At 36.0% G+C, this 17,983-nt stretch carries 11 protein-coding genes; 7 read left to right on the top strand and 4 right to left on the bottom strand.

Translation table 11 applies throughout. The annotated features are described in order from the left end of the window. Positions 1-11: 11 nt before the first annotated feature. Entirely contained in the window at positions 12-572 is a 561-nt protein-coding gene (locus tag R3X28_RS13380) for a hypothetical protein (RefSeq protein ID WP_317664905.1), read from the top strand. Between the two features lie 275 nt (positions 573-847). Here the strand turns inward: R3X28_RS13380 and R3X28_RS13375 are convergent, their stop codons facing one another. Continuing rightward, positions 848-1,549: an NUDIX hydrolase gene (locus R3X28_RS13375; RefSeq protein WP_317664904.1), complete on the bottom strand. Its 702-nt coding sequence runs from the start codon at positions 1,547-1,549 to the stop codon at positions 848-850. 61 nt (positions 1,550-1,610) lie between these two features. On the opposite strand from R3X28_RS13375, the gene R3X28_RS13370 reads away from it, so the two are divergent. The 6 genes from R3X28_RS13370 to R3X28_RS13345 all read left to right on the top strand — a co-directional run bounded on the left by R3X28_RS13370 (position 1,611) and on the right by R3X28_RS13345 (position 11,531). Continuing rightward, a complete protein-coding gene (locus tag R3X28_RS13370) occupies positions 1,611-3,134 on the top strand; it encodes an alpha-N-arabinofuranosidase (RefSeq protein ID WP_317664903.1) in 1,524 nt (507 codons plus the stop codon). A gap of 129 nt (positions 3,135-3,263) precedes the next feature. Beyond that, a complete protein-coding gene (locus R3X28_RS13365) occupies positions 3,264-4,826 on the top strand; it encodes a carboxylesterase/lipase family protein (RefSeq protein WP_317664901.1) in 1,563 nt (520 codons plus the stop codon). Positions 4,827-4,850: 24 nt separating this feature from the next. Continuing rightward, the gene (locus R3X28_RS13360) at positions 4,851-5,813 is read left to right on the top strand and encodes a glycoside hydrolase family 43 protein (protein ID WP_317664899.1); all 963 of its coding nucleotides are present in this window, start codon (positions 4,851-4,853) and stop codon (positions 5,811-5,813) included. A 164-nt stretch (positions 5,814-5,977) separates the two neighbouring features. Beyond that, positions 5,978-7,963, top strand: coding sequence for an alpha/beta hydrolase-fold protein (locus R3X28_RS13355; protein WP_317664897.1), 1,986 nt, complete (start codon positions 5,978-5,980; stop codon positions 7,961-7,963). An 838-nt stretch (positions 7,964-8,801) separates the two neighbouring features. Further along, positions 8,802-10,754: a YgiQ family radical SAM protein gene (locus tag R3X28_RS13350; protein WP_317664895.1), complete on the top strand. Its 1,953-nt coding sequence runs from the start codon at positions 8,802-8,804 to the stop codon at positions 10,752-10,754. 108 nt (positions 10,755-10,862) lie between these two features. Next, positions 10,863-11,531, top strand: a complete 669-nt coding sequence (locus R3X28_RS13345; RefSeq protein WP_317664893.1) for an RNA pseudouridine synthase — start codon at positions 10,863-10,865, stop codon at positions 11,529-11,531. A gap of 755 nt (positions 11,532-12,286) precedes the next feature. Here the strand turns inward: R3X28_RS13345 and R3X28_RS13340 are convergent. The 3 genes from R3X28_RS13340 to R3X28_RS13330 all read right to left on the bottom strand — a co-directional run bounded on the left by R3X28_RS13340 (position 12,287) and on the right by R3X28_RS13330 (position 17,784). Beyond that, a complete protein-coding gene (locus R3X28_RS13340) occupies positions 12,287-13,702 on the bottom strand; it encodes an alkaline phosphatase (protein WP_317664891.1) in 1,416 nt (471 codons plus the stop codon). 513 nt (positions 13,703-14,215) lie between these two features. Further along, on the bottom strand, positions 14,216-16,288 hold the full coding sequence (locus R3X28_RS13335) for a hypothetical protein (RefSeq protein WP_317664889.1): 2,073 nt from the start codon (positions 16,286-16,288) through the stop codon (positions 14,216-14,218). A 338-nt stretch (positions 16,289-16,626) separates the two neighbouring features. Further along, the gene (locus tag R3X28_RS13330) at positions 16,627-17,784 is read right to left on the bottom strand and encodes a homogentisate 1,2-dioxygenase (protein ID WP_317664887.1); all 1,158 of its coding nucleotides are present in this window, start codon (positions 17,782-17,784) and stop codon (positions 16,627-16,629) included. Between the last annotated feature and the right edge of the window lie 199 nt (positions 17,785-17,983).

The raw sequence follows: 17,983 nt of genomic DNA, 5'->3' as shown, positions 1-17,983 counted from the left end.
CAGTGAAAAACATGTTTTTTATACTTTTTGCCTTCTGCCTACTTACAGGGTGTAAGGAAAAGGCATTATCCCATCGTGAATCTGTATATAAATACTATAACGCCAGGAACACAGGTAACTATAAGGAACTAAAAACACTTATACACGATAGTATAACACTCATTTCAGGAGATTATGTTATGCCTTATAACCTTGATAGTTTTTATGGACAATTTAAATGGGACTCCATTTTCAGATCGTCTTATGAAGTAATCGAATTAGAGGAAAGCAACAACCAGATTATCGTTACCATAGCCCAGAATAATATGCGTAATACGTTTTTAAAAAACAACCCTTTGGTGTACCTTCAAAAAATCTCTTTTACTTCAGGGAAAATCTCAAAAATTGAAGAATTGGAATCCATAGGTGCCAATTGGAACATCTGGAACAAGGAGAAAGATGCTTTAGTGGATTGGATTAAAAACAACCATCCCGAACTCGATGGTTTCAGTAATGATATGACCATGAACGGAGCGATAAATTATCTAAAGGCGATTAGGTTATATGAAACTGATAAAAACGCCCATGATTAAGCAAAAGTAAACCCAGACTCATTGCTTCAATATTAGATAAGTTATACAATATTTGAATAAAAACAATCGCTTAAAAACGGTGTTAGATTGAAATTTAAAAATATAAACTCAAATCCCCATTTATTAATTACCATCGAGTTTAGGCATAGCCTTCACCTTTTTTAGCATTGATTATATAGAAACAATTAAATGGGAAAAATAAGAGGTAGGTCTAAATTTAAAATAGATGCTTTATGGGCAACGTTATAAAAGTACCGATATTACAACCACCTATTTTAAAATTTTATTGAATTAAAAAAGAAATTCACTTTAGATTTATCATCATATTTCTTCAAATCAAATTTGTACAAATATGAACCTTTTTTAGAAGAAGTCATGTCCTTTTCCTCAAGCTTTATAAGAACATCGATGCTTAGGATTTTTTTAATGAAATTTCGTTTATCAAGTGTTTCACCTAATATCGTTTCATATAAGGTCTGAAGCTGTTTCATGGTGAACTTTTCAGGGAGCAATTCCAAACCAATAGGCTGTGTTGTAGCTTTAGAACGTAATCTTCTAATGGCCCTTTCAACCATTTGATCATGATCAAAAATCAATTTAGGTATTTTAGTTACAGAAAACCATTGGGCTTCATATTGCTCTAATAGCGCTTCATCATATTTATTAGTATTTATAAGTGCGGAATAGGCAGTTGAAATTGTGCGTTCAACGGGATCCCTATCTACTTCACTATATGCTTCGAGCTGCTCTAAATGCAACTGGTTTAAACCAGTTAATTTTTTTAAGACCCTATAAGCCGCTTCATCTAATGTCTCATTCTTTTTAAGAAAACCACCCATCAAAGACCAATGTCCTTTTTTGGGCTCAAAACGTCTTCTGATCAGTAAAATTTTCAATCCTTCTTTCGCATCAAAACCAAAAATAATACAGTCTACTGCAACGATAAGTTTGTCTTCAGAATCGTAACTATGGGTCATATTGTCAAATGTATTGTTTTTTTTACTAAATTTACAAGTGTAACTAATACACTTAATAATCATGAAAGCAGCTTTAAACCTTATTTTCTTATTTATTTCTTGCGTCTCAATGGCACAACAAGTAAAGATTACGATTCAAGAATCGCGCGCCAAAGATACCATAAGCAAACACATTTATGGGCATTTCGCAGAACATCTTGGACGCTGTATCTATGATGGTATCTATGTTGGCGAAGAGAATAAAATCATACCCAACACCAACGGTGTTAGAAATGATATCATTAAAGCTCTCAAAGAACTTCAGATACCAAATTTACGCTGGCCTGGGGGCTGTTTTGCAGACATTTACCATTGGAAAGACGCCATAGGTCCAAAAGATCAACGCAAACATATTGAAAATCTATCTTGGGGTAACATACGTGAAAACAATGCTTTTGGTACACATGAGTTTTTAGACTTGTGTGAGCAATTAGGCGCAGAGCCATATTTGGCGGTTAACATGAATTCCGGTACCGTGCAGGAAGCTATGGAATGGGAACAATACGTGAATAATGAAAATGGTTCAAGTTCGCTTACAGATTTGCGGGCCACAAATGGCAGGAAGAAACCTTGGAACGTAAAATATTGGGGCATAGGCAACGAATCTTGGGATTGTGGCGGACACATGACTGCCGATTACTATGTGAATTTATACAAACGTTACGCAACTGCTATGACAAGCTATAGCAATACCAAAAAACTATACCGTATAGCGGTAGGGCCAGGCACACCGGATTATGAATGGACAGAAACGGTAATGAAAAATGTGCCTGCAAGAAGAATTGAAGGGTTATCCGTTCATCATTATTCTGTCTTTGATTGGAGCAACAAAGGTTCATCATTTGAATTTACAGATAATGAATACTATAAAACAATGAAACGCGCTTGGTTTATGGAAGAATTCATCTCAAAGAATGATGAAATCATGAACAAATACGACCCAGAAAAAAGAGTAGAACTTATAGTAGATGAATGGGGAGGATGGTATGAGACAATGCCTTCTGGCGGTGGACTATTATACCAACAAAACACCATACGAGATGCGATGATTGCCGGTATGACTTTAAACATTTTCAACAATCATGCAGATAGAGTACATATGGCTAATTTGGCACAAACAGTTAATGTACTTCAAGCAATTATTCTTACAAAAGAAGAAAAAATGATATTAACCCCTACGTATCATGTTATGAATATGTACAAAGTGCATCAAGATGCTACGTTATTACCTTCTAAAATTGAAAGTAATGTGACTTACGGAAGTATTCCAGCTGTAACCATTTCTGCATCAAAAAATAATGATGGTAAAAGACATATTTCTTTAACAAATGTTGATATCAGCAAATCTTTAGATGTTGAAATTACAATAGATAAGCTGAAGAGTGCAACAGCTAAAATTTTAACTTCCGGTAAGGCTCAGGATCATAATACATTTGACAATCCGAATAAAATTAGCCCTGTAGATTTTAAAGATTTTAAAATTAAAAACAACAAAATTACACTTACAATTCCACCTTTATCGGTTGTTGTTTTCTACGAAAATTAAACATTTTAAATTTTTATTTACTTAAACAATGACTTTGTCCTTTATAGAGGTTTTCTAATTTATCAATATTTAGAATCTGCGATATATAAAGCCTCAAAAAAGAAATTAAAACCAACAAAAAATTTTATAATGAGACTATTATCAAATTACTTCCTTTGTTTTGTTGCTGTATTGGGGTTAAGCCTAACGAGTTGCAATAATAAAGAAAACAAAAAACAAGATCTAGTCGTTAAAACCAATTCCGGTAAAGTATCTGGAATTCTCAATGACAATGTATTTGCCTATAAAGGTATTCCTTATGCTAAAGCAGGAAGGTTTATGCCGCCTCAAAATCCAGATGCTTGGGATGAAGTTCGAGAATGTAAGGATTTTGGTCCAGTAGCAAGACAAACGGCACCTTGGTACCCTGATTCGGCACAAAATGAAAGAGAATTATTTACAGTAAATGTTTGGACACGTGGAATAAATGATGGTAAAAAGAGACCTGTGATGTTATGGTTACATGGCGGCGGATTTTTTATAGGTGCTAGTAACGATCCTATGACCTATGGTGAGGCACTTGCTAGGAAAGGAGATGTTGTAGTGGTGTCAGTAAATCATAGATTAAATATTTTAGGTTTTCTTGACTTATCTGCACTAGGTGACGAATATGCTAAATCTGCCAATGTTGGCATGCTCGATATTGTCAAGTCATTGGAATGGATTCAAAATAATATTGAAAATTTTGGAGGTAATCCATCAGATGTTACTATAGTTGGAGAGTCTGGAGGCGGAGGTAAGGTAGGTACACTTATGTGTATGCCTTCTGCAAAAGGCCTATTTCATAAAGCTATAATACAAAGTGGAACTTTAATTAATACAATGACCAAAGAGAAGTCCCAAAAACTTGGTTTAGCAGTATTAGATACATTGGGGATTAGTCCCGAAAATGTAAAAAAAATAGATACTATTCCGTATCAAGACCTGGTTAAAGCAGGAAATGATGCTGTAGCCTCAATTTCAGGACCAAGAGTTCCAGGTTCACCGAGCATGTTTGGTTTTGCGCCATCGGCAGATGGTGAAGTTTTGTTACAGCAACCTTTCAGCCCAGGATTCGCGGATATATCAAAAAACATACCTGTAATGATAGGTAGTACTTTAAATGAATTAAAACCAACGGCTTACGGTGAAAAAGATTTAACTCTAGAGGAAGCTAAAGAAAGATTAACAAAACAATACGGTGATAAAACCGATGAATATATTGAGCTTTTTTCAAAGGCTTACCCAAATTATACACCTCAAGATCTTCTTTCTGTTGATGATGTTTTTAGACCATATACTATCCGTACTGCTGATGCAAGAGCAATTGAGTCAAACGCACCATTGTATGTTTATTTTCTAGCATGGAAAAGTGCGGTCGAAGACTCTTCTAAAGGCTCGTTTCATGGTTTAGATATTCCTCTGGCATTTAACACTGTGGATTTGAGACCCGACTGGACAGGCGATACAGAAGAAGCTTGGGCTTTAGCTGATAAAATGAGCTCAGCATGGTTAAATTTTATAAAATCAGGTAATCCTAATGTAGAAGGGGTACTACCAAATTGGGAAACGTACACGCCAGAAAATGGGGTTACAATGTATTTTGATAATGAATCCAGAATTGTAAACAATCATGATAGAGAATTAATGAATTTCATGACTCCTATTAATTAGATAGCCAACATTAAAAAGTTCAAGATGAAATTGAGCAAAGTATTTATTGCAATTGTAATAGCATTTTTACTACAATCTTGCAAAACATCAAAAAATCCTATCATTACAAATGTTTTCACTGCAGATCCTGCACCGCTAGTGTATAACGATACGCTTTACCTTTACACCAGCCATGATGGTGCAACTGTTGAAGATACCAATTATAAAATGCCGGATTGGCATATTTTTTCAACCACCGATATGATAAATTGGAAAAGCTATGGGGTGCGATTATCCCCTAAAACATTTTCCTGGGCTACAGGAGACGCTTACGCTGCAGAAGCTATTCATCACAATGGTAAATTTTATTGGTTTGTATCAACATTTCATAAAGAAACTGAACGTAGTAAAGGTGGTGCTGCCATAGGAGTAGCAGTATCCGACAATCCAACAGGACCATTTAAAGATGCGATTGGAGAAGCATTAATTTATAACGAAATGACCACAGATGTAAAACATGGTTGGGACGATATAGACCCTTCAATTTTTGTAGATGATGATGGTCAAGCTTATTTATTTTGGGGAAATCTTAGTTGTAGATGGGTAAAGTTAAAAGATAATTTAACAGAACTTGATGGACCAATAAACTACATCAAACCTAAAAACTTTATCGAAGGGCCGTGGGTCTATAAACGAAAAGGACTTTACTATCTATTATATGCAGGTAGAGGAGCACAACCAGAACAGGTAGAATATTGTACCTCTAAAAGTATTACTGGTCCATGGGAATATAGAGGAATAATAGCTGGAAATGCGGAAAATAGCTTTACTACGCATCCAGGAGTTATTGATTATAAAGGCAAAACCTATTTCTTTTCACACAATGGTACACTTCCCACAGGAGGTAGTTACAGAAGATCTATTTGTGTAGACTATATGTACTACAATGAAGATGGTTCAATTAAAAAAATCAAGCAAACAAAAAAAGGCGTTAAACAAATTAATTAACATCAATAATTATAGGCGTAGGTCTTGATTTAGGAATTGGTTCTGTATAGGTAGTTTTTCTCTATGCTACTAATGAAAATGAAGTCACAGCAAATATATCTTATTACCAAAACTACAAGTAATTAAGAGTAGTTTTAATCGAAATATTTTTAAATTTTTATAATATGCAATTAAGTCGAAATTACATTATTACTCTAGTCTTTTTGAGTTTTACCATTTGCAATTTTGCGCAAATTAGAATTGAATCATCACCAAATGGTTTTGATATGGTTCACGAAAACCCAGCTTACAAAGAAGGTAAGATAGATACTATTGTATACAATTCTAAAACTGTTGGTACTACCAGAAAAGCGCTTGTTTATACACCACCGGAATTTTCAAAAGACAAACAATATCCGGTACTCTATCTTTTACATGGTATTGGTGGTGATGAACACGAATGGTTTAAAAATGGTAATCCGCACATCATTCTAAATAATTTATATACAAAGGATAAATTAGAACCAATGATAGTTGTTTTACCTAATGGTAGAGCGATGAAAGACGATAGGGCAGTTGGAGAAATATTTTCGCCTGATAAAATTGAAGCATTCGCAACTTTTGAAAAAGATTTACTGAATGATTTGATTCCTTTTATTGAAAAGAATTATCCTGTTATTACGGATAAAGAACATCGTGGAATTGCTGGTTTATCTATGGGTGGTGGTCAATCTTTAAATTTTGGTTTAGGTAATTTAGACACTTTCTCTTGGGTTGGTGGTTTTTCTTCAGCACCCAACACTAAGGTTCCGGAAGAGTTGATCCCCGACCCAAAAGAAGTCAAGAACAAGCTAAAACTCTTATGGGTTTCCTGCGGTGACAAAGACGATTTGCATGAAATTAGCAAAAGGACCCATGACTATCTGGAAAAGCATGAAATACCCCACTATTATCACTTAATAAAAGAAGGAAAACATGATTTTGAAGTTTGGAAAAATGGCCTGTATAATTTTTCCCAACTATTATTTAAGGAACAAGATTTATATAATGACAAATCAATTTTAACAACTGAAACTTCGGTAAGAGCCCTTGAAGATTATGTTATTTCAGCAACCACACAAAAGGGAAAACAATATCCACAAGTGAATTCTGAAGGAAGAGTAAGAGTTCAAATTTCCGCACCATATGCTAGAAACGTGCAATTAGATATTGGTGCCGTAAAATATGATTTAATAAAGGATGAAAACGGAATTTGGACTGGAGAGTCTTCTCCGCAAGACGAGGGATTTCATTATTATCAATTGAATATAGATGGTGCTTCTGTTCCAGACCCTGGGAGCTTGTATTTTTATGGCGCAAGCCGTTGGGGAAGCGGTGTGGATGTACCAGCTAAAGACCAAGAATTTTATGCTTTGAAAAATGTACCTCATGGTAATATATGTGAATTAAATTACTTCTCTAAGGTCAATAACAAAGTACGTCGTTGTTTTGTATACACACCACCGGAATACAGCAAAAATCTGGATAAGCATTATCCCGTCTTATACTTACTACATGGCGGTGGAGAAAATGAAACGGGTTGGACCAATCAAGGGCGCGCCAACTTTATAATGGATAATTTAATTGCTGAAAATAAAGCCAATCCTTTTATAATTGTTATGGACAATGGTACGTGGGAAGGAACAAAGAGAAATGACCCTAATGGAACATGGCCACCAAAAGGTTGGGCCAATAACTTCATGAATACACTTTTAGAGGATATTATTCCAACAATAGACACTCATTACAGAACTATTCCCAATCAAAAAAACCGCGCTATTGCAGGACTTTCAATGGGCGGTATGCAAACTCGTATTATAACATTGGCAAACCCAGATATGTTCTCTTATGTTGGAATGTTCAGTGGTGGGAGCATTAGCATAAAAGATATTGATGATAATCCTGATTTTATAAATAAAACAAACCTCTTATTTGTAAGTTATGGCAGTCATGAATTGGAAAGTAAAAGATTTAATTTTGGGGGAAATCCAAAATCAAATACCGAAGCTTTAAAGAAATATGGTTTAAATACACATTTTTATGTGTCCCCCAAAACTGATCATGAATGGCAAAGTTGGCGGCGTAGTTTATATCAATTTGCCCCTTTACTGTTTAAAATTGACGAAAATTAACTAAAAAACCACCTTCAACAATGCATCCTGTAAAGAGCCTTAGTCTATTTTCTAAAGTAGAAATAAACGTTTGGGATAAATCTGAGTAATATTTCCTCATATTTTATTGCCTAAATGGCATATCAAGTAAATTCAACATTGTTTAACATTTTTCTTTTCATTAAAATGGATAATCTAGAGCTAGGGTGAAAAACAAATTGAATGGGGATAAAACGGTATATGATTAGAATAATGTTGAGTCAATAAAAATTTAATAGTAATAATCCCTCAACAGATGAATTAATTGTAATTGATGAAGAGTAAAACCAATGCCTATAAAAACGGTTTTCAATAAAACCTATTATGATATGGGCTTTGGTTCTTGTCAGAAGGTATATGTATATTCACAAAGCCGTTATATTCAAAATTACGTGATAGCAATACATTTAATTTCTGCTATGGACAGGAAAAAACAAAGCCAATCAATTAGCTTTAGCTTAATTTGCAGATGAACACTGTCCAGCGTACCAACTCCTTCGTTGCTTCAATAGACAGTTTACATTAGCACTACCCATAGCTAAGCCTTAGCCATCCATAATTCAATAAAAAAAGAAGAGCTCCGAAAACTTGGAATCCGAATTGAAACCATCTAAACGAGTACAGGAATTCTAATCGGAGTCATAATTGTATGGTTTGCAGCAACTATTTACGGCTTTATTTCTAAAGAAGAAAATACGATCTTTATTGCACTTAAGTAATTTTCAAAAGTTTCTTTAAGGCTTCAATCTAGCTAATCTGTTGCCCTCAAAGACCTTATTGTTCAGTTGCAAAAATAATTTAACCATATATTTGCAGATATATGCAAATCAATAAACTTTCAGATTGGCTGCCGACAACGAACAAAGAAGTTAAAATTCGAGGTTGGGAAGAATTGGATGTGATTCTATTTAGTGGGGACGCTTATGTAGATCATCCTTCCTTTGGACCTGCAGTTATTGGTCGTATTTTAGAAAGTTATGGATTAAAAGTGGCCATCGTTCCGCAACCCAATGTGAACGATGATCTTCAGGATTTTACAAAATTAGGAACGCCAAAATTATTTTTCGGTGTTACCGGTGGCTGTATGGACCCCATGGTGAGTAATTATACGGCGAGTAAAAAACGCAGGGATAAAGATGCCTATACACCAAATGGCGATAAAGGATTTAGACCGGATTACGCCACAACGGTGTATACAAATATTTTAAAGGATAAATTTCCTGATGTCCCGGTTTTAATAGGGGGTATAGAAGCTTCACTGCGTCGTGTAACGCATTACGATTATTGGAGTGACAAACTAATGCCAAGTATCCTTGAAACCTCAAGAGCAGATCTATTGGTTTATGGTATGGGGGAACAACCTTTGAGGGAGGTTGTTAAACTACTTCAAAAGGGAGTACCTTTTTCAAGCTTAAGAACCGTAAAACAAACCGCTTTTTTAGTACGTAAGGATGAGACCATTCCAAAGAATAAAAACTGGGACGATGTTGAGATCCATTCGCATGATGTTTGCTTGGAGAACAAGAAAAAGTTCGCCTCCAATTTTAAAATCATTGAGCAAGAATCCAATAAACTAAAAGCAAGACGGATTTTTCAAGGGATAAAAGATAGGACATTGGTGATAAACCCCCCATTTCCTACGATGTTGGAAAAGGAAATTGATGCTTCTTTCGATTTGCCCTACACCCGTTTACCTCATCCAAAATACAATAAACGCGGCCCGATTCCTGCGTTTGAAATGATCAAGTTTTCCATAAACATCCATCGTGGTTGTTTTGGAGGATGTAGTTTTTGTACAATTTCGGCACATCAAGGAAAATTTATCGCAAGTCGTAGTGAAGAATCTGTATTAAGGGAAGTTGACAAAGTGGCCAACATGCCAGATTTCAAAGGCTATCTATCAGATATTGGAGGTCCTTCAGCCAATATGTACAAGATGAAAGGGAAGATACAATCCATATGCGACAAATGTGTTGCACCTTCTTGTATTTCACCTGTAATATGTAGCAACTTGGATACGTCGCATAAACCGTTGACCAAACTATACCAAGCCGTAGACAAGCACCCGAAGGTAAAAAAATCATTTATCGGCAGTGGCATTCGCCATGATATGTTGGTGCCGGAATTCAATAAGAATGCCGACCCTAAAGAATTAGATGATTACACGGAAGAAGTTATGACCAAACATATTTCCGGGCGTTTAAAAGTAGCTCCGGAACACACTTCCGATCCCGTTTTGAAATTGATGCGCAAACCTTCTTTCGAATATTTTCACAAGTTCAAAGAGCGTTTTGATAAAATCAACGTAAAGAAGAACCTGAAGCTTCAGTTGATTCCATATTTTATTTCGAATCATCCTGCTTGCGAAGTCGAAGATATGGCGAATCTAGCGGCTGAAACTAAGGATATGGGGTTTCAGTTAGAGCAAGTACAAGGCTTCACTCCCACCCCAATGACCGTTGCAACGGTTATTTACTATAGTGGTTACCATCCCTATACTTTAAAGCCTACAAAAACACCAAAATCCAAAAAAGAAAAAGACGAACAACATCGTTTCTTCTTTTGGTATAAAAAAAGTAATAAAGATTGGATTAGAAATACCTTGAATAAATTGGGCAGAAAAGACCTTGTCGATGTTTTAGTGCCTGAAAAAGAAAATAAGTCATGGAAAAGCATTAAGCCTACCAGCGTTAAAAACACTTTTGATAATGCTATTCCCGCAAGTCATTCCCGTCGAAAAAGAAAACACAAATCGAAAAAGAAGAGAAGCTAATGTGTAGACCAATCTTAATTTCAAGTCATTAAAACTTCACCGACCCGATTGCACCTTAAAGTCTTGAATGTAATTACACTATTTTGAAATTTGAAAATATAATTGCGAATGCCTAAGCTTGAAGTGATACATGAAAACAACGATTATATTGTCGTAAACAAAACTGCCGGTCTTATAAGTGAAAAAAGTCCTTACGAAACCGTTACGGTTGAGACCCAAGTTTTCAATCACCTTTTAAAACAAAAGCGGAAACCTTATATCGGCATAATACATAGATTGGATCGCGTAACAAGTGGCGTATTGATTCTGGCAAAGAAAAAAAGCATCCTAGTAGATTTCAACAACCTATTCAGTAGCCGCAAAGTCCAAAAAACTTATTTAGCGATTGTTAAAAACAAGCCAGCAAAAAACAAGGGGAACCTTGTGGACTTTCTCGTAAAAAACACCAAAGAAAAAAGAGCGGAAATCGTGCGGATAAAATCAAAAGACTCCTTAAGCTGTATGCTTTCCTATCAAGTAATGGGCAAAAATGATTTTGGTTATCTTTTAGAAATAAAACCAAAAACCGGTCGATTCCATCAAATAAGGGCCCAATTGGCGAATATTGGTCTGCCTATCATCGGAGATGCAAAATATGGTTCAGATCAAGAATACTTCCCCCTATCTATTTGTCTTCATGCATGGAAATTAACTTATGAAGTCTCTGGCTCCAAAGAATCCCATACCTTCGAAGCTCAAGTACCCAAAAACGTTTTTTGGGCATTTAAATGCATCTAGGCTAATCGGCTATTTTTAATAAGCTCTATTGCCCGGATGAACTCTATTCAAAGGTAAAGCCTTCCTTATTTTTATTTCAACCCTTAAATCAAAATCATTATCTTTATTAAGATGTGAAAAAGTAAAACGATCATCAACTTGGTCTGTTAACAAACACATCATAAATATTGAGACCCATTGGGACTTCGGATTAGGAGTATGAACAGTAAAAAATGTGATGGATGGAAAATTTCGGGTTCATTATAGCCATATTGGTTTTTTTAATTACTAATTTTCTGATTTGGAAAACTACTCGTGGCTACTTCAAAAAAGAATATGGAAAGAAGATGTGGAAAAATTGGACCGCAAGAACCTATTATTGGCAAGGCGCGATTTATCTCAGTACCGGTATTACCTTTGTACTCCTATTAGTTTTAAAATGGTTGGATGTCCTTACTTTTTAACCATATAACAAGTACCTAGTACAACATTCCCTTGAAAAAACTAGAACGTAATTATCCAATCTTCCAATCACTATCCAAGGTTTTTATTTAACACAATAAATCGGAATTTATCGTATTTGGAATTCCTTTTTAATCCACCCTCTTTTCTATTTTGACCCCGTCCTTTTCTTTCTGACCATTAAGAACATCAAAACAGCGACAATTCTATCAATAGAAGGGACATACTACCCATATTAAAAGAAGTAGTTACGATCAATGATATAAAGTGACTTATTATCAGCAAAAACCCTTCTTTGATTAATAAGACACATATCAGAAGTTGTTCTCTACTTCAGCAGCCTCCAACATTAAATAATGCAAGTCCGTATTCTTAATAAATGGTTTCAACAAATCACTTCCGGGACCGAACATTGCAAGCTCTACATAATCGGCAGAATGGTTCATACTGATCCAGCCAACGGAATTGTGTTGTTTTTGAATTTGCGCCAATTCATGAAATGGCAGTTGTTTGGGGTTATATAATCCTTTTTCAGTATTAATGCTGTTGTAATAACTTAAAAGAACATTGGCTTCTTCAGTCGTTAGGGCAATGTTATTGGCGTATTCAATTCTTTGTTTTATCTGGGATACCGAAGTCTCCTTTCCAAAGCCATTTAAAATCCACTCATTAGTGTGTTTATATTCCTGTATACTGTCAAATTGCTTGTTGGCCTTTTTACCATAGATAACACCCGGATTTGCATTTCCATGGTCGGTTGTAATTATAACCAGTGTATTCTCATCTTTTTCAGCAAAATCTATCGCCACCTTTACGGCTTCGTCATGTGCAGTTTGGTCATATATTAGACCAGCAATATCATTACCGTGTGCCGCCCAATCCACTTTACCTGCCTCTACCTGAAGTACAAAACCTTCTTCATGGTTTTTCATGCGGTCAATGGCTTTTTGGGTCATTTCGGCCAAAGTCGGAATTTTTTCAGTCAATTCCTTATTGTTATTTCTATCAATGGTATAGGGAAGTCCATCATTATTAAAAACACCTAAAATCGGTTTGTCTAAGGTTGCCTTCAACATCTCGCTCCTATTTTTGACCACCTGATAGCCTTGTGCCTCAAATTTTCGGTACATATCTACCTTATCCTTTCGATACTCTGAAGAAAAATAATTATTTCCCCCACCCATCATAATGTCGAATTTCAGCCTTAAATACTTTTCGGCAATTCCCTCTTGATCGTTCCTGCTTTTGCTGTTTACACAAAATCCGGCAGGTGTTGCATGGGTAATAGGTACGGTGGTAACGCAACCTGCCATTTTACCGGCCTTTTTGAATTTTTGCCAAATTGGAACGTAAGTTTCGCCTTTGGTGCCGATATTGAGTCCACCATTGTTTATCCTGAAACCACTTCCCCAAGAAGAACTAGCAGCGGCTGAATCGGTTACGATGGAACTTGCGGAAGCCATATCCATCAAAGCCCGGTTAACCCTGTTATCTTTATATAATTGAAGCCAATTACTTCCCTTTCCCGTTTTTCTTGAAAGGTATAAATCGGCCATGTTCAATGTTCCGGTACTCATACCGTCACTCACCAAAACAATTATATTCTTTGCTTTTTTGTTCCTGTTTATAGCATCAGGATCCAAGGTCGTTGCCTTTAGATCAAAAGGACTAAGTAAGGAGGAGCCAAGTGCAAAAAGAGATCCGTTCCTGAAAAATTTTCTTCTATTCATAATGTACTATTTTATGTAATAATAGTTTTGAATGCACCTCATTTAAAAAGAACCGAACGAATAAGCCACCAAAAGATTTGGGCCGCTTACTGAAAGCCCTTTTATTTAATACCGTCAATATGCAAATGAAGTAATACCCAAAACAGGTAGATCCAGGAAGGTCGGGACAATTTCAAATCAGAAATATGGCAACAAAAAACAAAGATTTAAAGCCTAATCAATCAGAACGGCGCATCCTTGATTTTTTTTCAAAAGAAATGAAATGCATTGACCATTTTTCCATGTTTAATCCAAGAAAACAAACCTTTCCGGTAATCATAAACACAATCAGAACAATCGTGAAAACCCTTAATTCGATTATTGGATTAAAGGTACGAAAACCCAATCGCCCAGGGTGCAAAAGCCCCACTAAAGTTTATAGCAATTTTTAACCGAACAATACCTTAGCTGACCATTCTAGATCTTTACAAAATCAAAACCAAAAGCCGTAAAATGTCCTGGCTTGGCAATTGCTCAACCCAACAATTCGGGACTATTCAGAATCAATTCGATTTTCTTTATAATAACGGTGATTTGGCTCATTTGAGTTTCTATATTCCTAAAATAAAGGCTAATATCCCTATTGACCCAACTTTCGGAAATTACCCTTGCCCCTAGACTGATCCTTAATACGGCACTTTCGATATCATTGCCATATTTTACATTAACCGCTTGTCCTATATGGCATTTTTGACCGGCAAGCCTAATAGTTTCCAAAGAAGAATCTTGAAATTGATCAGATAAATCAGAATTCAACAGGGTATATAGTTTCTTTACTTTATCAACAGATAACACCTCGTTGTCCTTAAGAATGAAAAAGGGGAAAATGGTACGGATATTCCGAATCCCGAATTCTTCACTATTATAACTATTCGTTTTTGCCTCATTCCCATAAATAGGTTCTAAAAAGCTGGCGTCATTTATTGAATCCTCAACGAAATTACAGAACATCTCTACACCCATATTTCGATAAAGGATCGGTGTTCTATAGTATCTGTCCATTTCAACCATGGCAGCATTCCAACGCATATAGGAGCCATAATTATAACCTCCCGGAAGGTCATTGGAACAGAACCACGAAGTTGGCCAATCAGAATGATTATAATATTCGGTTAAACCTTCAGGTAATTTATTTTTAACCGATTGCACTAACTCACCTACACTTTTAGGCAATATCAATGCTCCGGAATAAGGAGGGCCTGTAAAATACTTACTACCCGTAATGGTTACTATATAGCCCTTTTTCAAATAATTTTTAACGTCTTTGGGATCTAACCGAAGCTGTGAACCATCAACGATTATCTGCATGGACAATTTTTTAAGCTTATTCAGTTTTTGGATCAATTCATCACTTGGGGACTGATAACCCAACTTAGATTGATCCATGGTATGCAATACAACATGCCGGCCTAGGTCATTTGTTTTGGAAATGGCATTGAAAACCTCGTCGTCTAATTGTTTGGTCGATTTCAACGCTCCTTTATCATCCCTGAAAGTGATCTTGATTACATCAACATCCCTAAAGCCTTCGATCTTATCGCCTTTTTTAACCGGATGGTTCAAAGCAGTGGTATTCTCAAAATGGCATCCTTTCAATGCTGCCGGCACACCACTTCCCGTTTCATCGGAAGCAACCAAGACGTGGGTAATGTCATTCTGGGAAACAATTTGGGTAATGGCAGCAATCTGCAATGCGGAATCGGTGCCTGATGGTGAGAATATAATTTCGCACCCATCATATAATTTAAATACTTTCCTAAGATTATTTTTCAATAATTCGGAAAACTCGATGGTGGTTTTTTCAAACCCATTTCTTAGACTGTTCCTAATAAGTATACTCCTAACCTTGTCCGTTTTATCAAAAGCATAATTTGAAACGCTCGTTGCCGTTGAAGAGGCAAATGTAAACGCTTCTGGCCTTGGAAAGGGTCTGCAACCATATTTGTTCAACAGATCGATTTCGTCTATATTCAACCGAAGGTCTCCCCCATCCATCAACAGATACTCAGTCGGCTTCGCTAAATTTTCGATTATAGGCTTCCAAGAGTCCTTAAATTTATTGTTCGGGTTCTTTAAGCCATGAAAAGCCTGTAATGCTTCGTTCTTTAATATTTCTTCAGCATCATAAACTTGTTCACTTTTTATAAGATCGATTAAAAAATAATCAAGGGATTTTAGTTTTTCCTTGTCATCTTTTGGTAATAGCCTATAGAATATCTTAGTAACCTCCAACGCAGCCACATCACACAAAACAGTATCCTGTTTTTCCCCACTTAAGGCCTTGTACCAAAGTTGCCACTCTATACCATATCGCAAATAAACCAATGCAAGAACCGGCTTTTCCAAAAACAAGGAACCAATGACAATAGACTTATTGGGTACAATCTTAAATACATTTGGCTCACGGGTAGAGGTAATGATATTAATATTGTTTATTTTGGGTACCGTATTGAATCTTTTTAAAACGCGAACCAGATAATTCACATTCTCTTTTTCAAATAAACTTGTCCGGTTATATTGATTTTCAATAAGTATATTATTCGTCATTGGTGTTTTAATTTAAACCGTTCATCTGAACGAAATTCTAGAAAGGGAATGTATCCCTACAGCTTTTACAACTATAAATTTTATGCAACTTACTTTACAGTGCAACATTAAATATTCACAAAAAAATTTCACTCGAAAAATAAATGCAAAACCAAAATGACAAAGATAATTGGTTTTTAAACAATTCTTACCTTGTAAAAAGCAAGATTTGAATAAGTTTTAACCAAAATCACAAATAGTCGAAAAAAATAGAATAATTGTACTTGTAAAGCTCCGATAAACCTCAAAATCCCAATGGTTTATTTATTTACCCCAAAAAACAACCGATGGTTTAGACCTTACTCCATCCAGGACCTATAGTAGTTTCCATCATCAATATCCAATGCGGCCTGTGTAAGCTGTAAAGGCTTAAAGGTATCTATCATAACAGCCAATTCTTCCGTTTTGGCCTTACCGATACTTGCTTCATAAGTGCCCGGGTGTGGGCCATGGGGAATGCCGGCCGGATGTAACGATATATATCCTTTATCAATATTTTTTCTACTCATAAAGTCCCCATCAACATAGTACAGAACCTCATCAGAATCTATGTTGGAATGATTGTAAGGGGCCGGAATGGCTTTTGGATGATAGTCATACAAACGCGGTACAAAGGAACAGACCACAAAGGCATTTGTTTCAAAAGTCTGATGCACCGGTGGCGGTTGGTGAACCCTTCCTGTAATCGGTTCAAAATTATGGATTGAAAAACCGTATGGGAAATTATAACCATCCCAACCAACAACATCAAAAGGATGGGAAGCATATACAAGCTCATGTAAATGCCCCTGCTTTTTTATTTTCATTACAAACCCACCCTTTTCATCATGGGTCTGTAAATTTTGGGGCAATTTAAAATCGCGTTCACAATATGGTGAATGTTCTAAATGCTGCCCAAACCAATTTCGATATCTCTTCGGGGTATAAATGGGACTGTACGACTCGGTCACCAATAACCTGTTGTCTTCCGAATCAAATTCCACCTGATAGATCATTCCCCTTGGAATCAGTAGATAATCACCATATTCAAATTTTATCTCACCTAGAAATGTCTTTAAAGTACCGGAACCTTGATGAACGAACAACAGTTCATCCGCATCTGCATTTTTATAAAAATAATCGATCATCGATTTCTTAGGTGCGGCCAGGGCAACATTCACATCGGAATTGAAAAGTACTATCTTTCTACTTTCCAGGTAATCCTCTTCCGGCCTAACTTGGAATCCTTTCAACAATCTCGACTTTATATTATGTGTCACTGCCGCTTTTGGGGAGACATCCTTCGCGGATTTAACTTCTTTGACCATTGTAGGGCGGTACAAATGATAGAGCAGTGACGACATGCCATCGAACCCAATAGTGCCGAAGAGCTGCTCATAATGCAAAGAACCATCGGCCTTTTTAAAAATGGTATGTCGCTTTGGCGGTATTTTTCCCAATTTATGGTATAAAGGCATAGTTACACGATTTAATTGTACCTCTTAAAAATACGATAATCCATCTAGTGAAGAAAATACGACGGCAATTTTACAAGTTTGGCACCCAATATACAAAAGGACTTTATTATTCACATTAGGGCATAAAAAAAGCCTCCCAGTATAGGAAAGCCTTTCATTGGTTTATGCCAAAAGGCATTTTCACCATAGCCCCGACCAA

It is taken from the genome of Maribacter sp. TH_r10 (assembly GCF_033101095.1).
GTDB classification, from domain to species: domain Bacteria; phylum Bacteroidota; class Bacteroidia; order Flavobacteriales; family Flavobacteriaceae; genus Maribacter_A; species Maribacter_A luteus.
The sequence above is the reverse complement of the archived record's forward strand: the minus strand, read 5'-3'. Positions and strand labels throughout refer to the sequence as shown.

Bases quoted from the DNA above. Each gene is read 5' to 3' on its own strand.
- R3X28_RS13380 (WP_317664905.1), top strand. From the start codon at position 12: ATGTTTTTTATACTTTTTGCCTTCTGCCTACTTACAGGGTGTAAGGAA.
- R3X28_RS13375 (WP_317664904.1), bottom strand. From the start codon at position 1,549: ATGACCCATAGTTACGATTCTGAAGACAAACTTATCGTTGCAGTAGAC.
- R3X28_RS13370 (WP_317664903.1), top strand. From the start codon at position 1,611: ATGAAAGCAGCTTTAAACCTTATTTTCTTATTTATTTCTTGCGTCTCA.
- R3X28_RS13365 (WP_317664901.1), top strand. From the start codon at position 3,264: ATGAGACTATTATCAAATTACTTCCTTTGTTTTGTTGCTGTATTGGGG.
- R3X28_RS13360 (WP_317664899.1), top strand. From the start codon at position 4,851: ATGAAATTGAGCAAAGTATTTATTGCAATTGTAATAGCATTTTTACTA.
- R3X28_RS13355 (WP_317664897.1), top strand. From the start codon at position 5,978: ATGCAATTAAGTCGAAATTACATTATTACTCTAGTCTTTTTGAGTTTT.
- R3X28_RS13350 (WP_317664895.1), top strand. From the start codon at position 8,802: ATGCAAATCAATAAACTTTCAGATTGGCTGCCGACAACGAACAAAGAA.
- R3X28_RS13345 (WP_317664893.1), top strand. From the start codon at position 10,863: ATGCCTAAGCTTGAAGTGATACATGAAAACAACGATTATATTGTCGTA.
- R3X28_RS13340 (WP_317664891.1), bottom strand. From the start codon at position 13,702: ATGAATAGAAGAAAATTTTTCAGGAACGGATCTCTTTTTGCACTTGGC.
- R3X28_RS13335 (WP_317664889.1), bottom strand. From the start codon at position 16,288: ATGACGAATAATATACTTATTGAAAATCAATATAACCGGACAAGTTTA.
- R3X28_RS13330 (WP_317664887.1), bottom strand. From the start codon at position 17,784: ATGCCTTTATACCATAAATTGGGAAAAATACCGCCAAAGCGACATACC.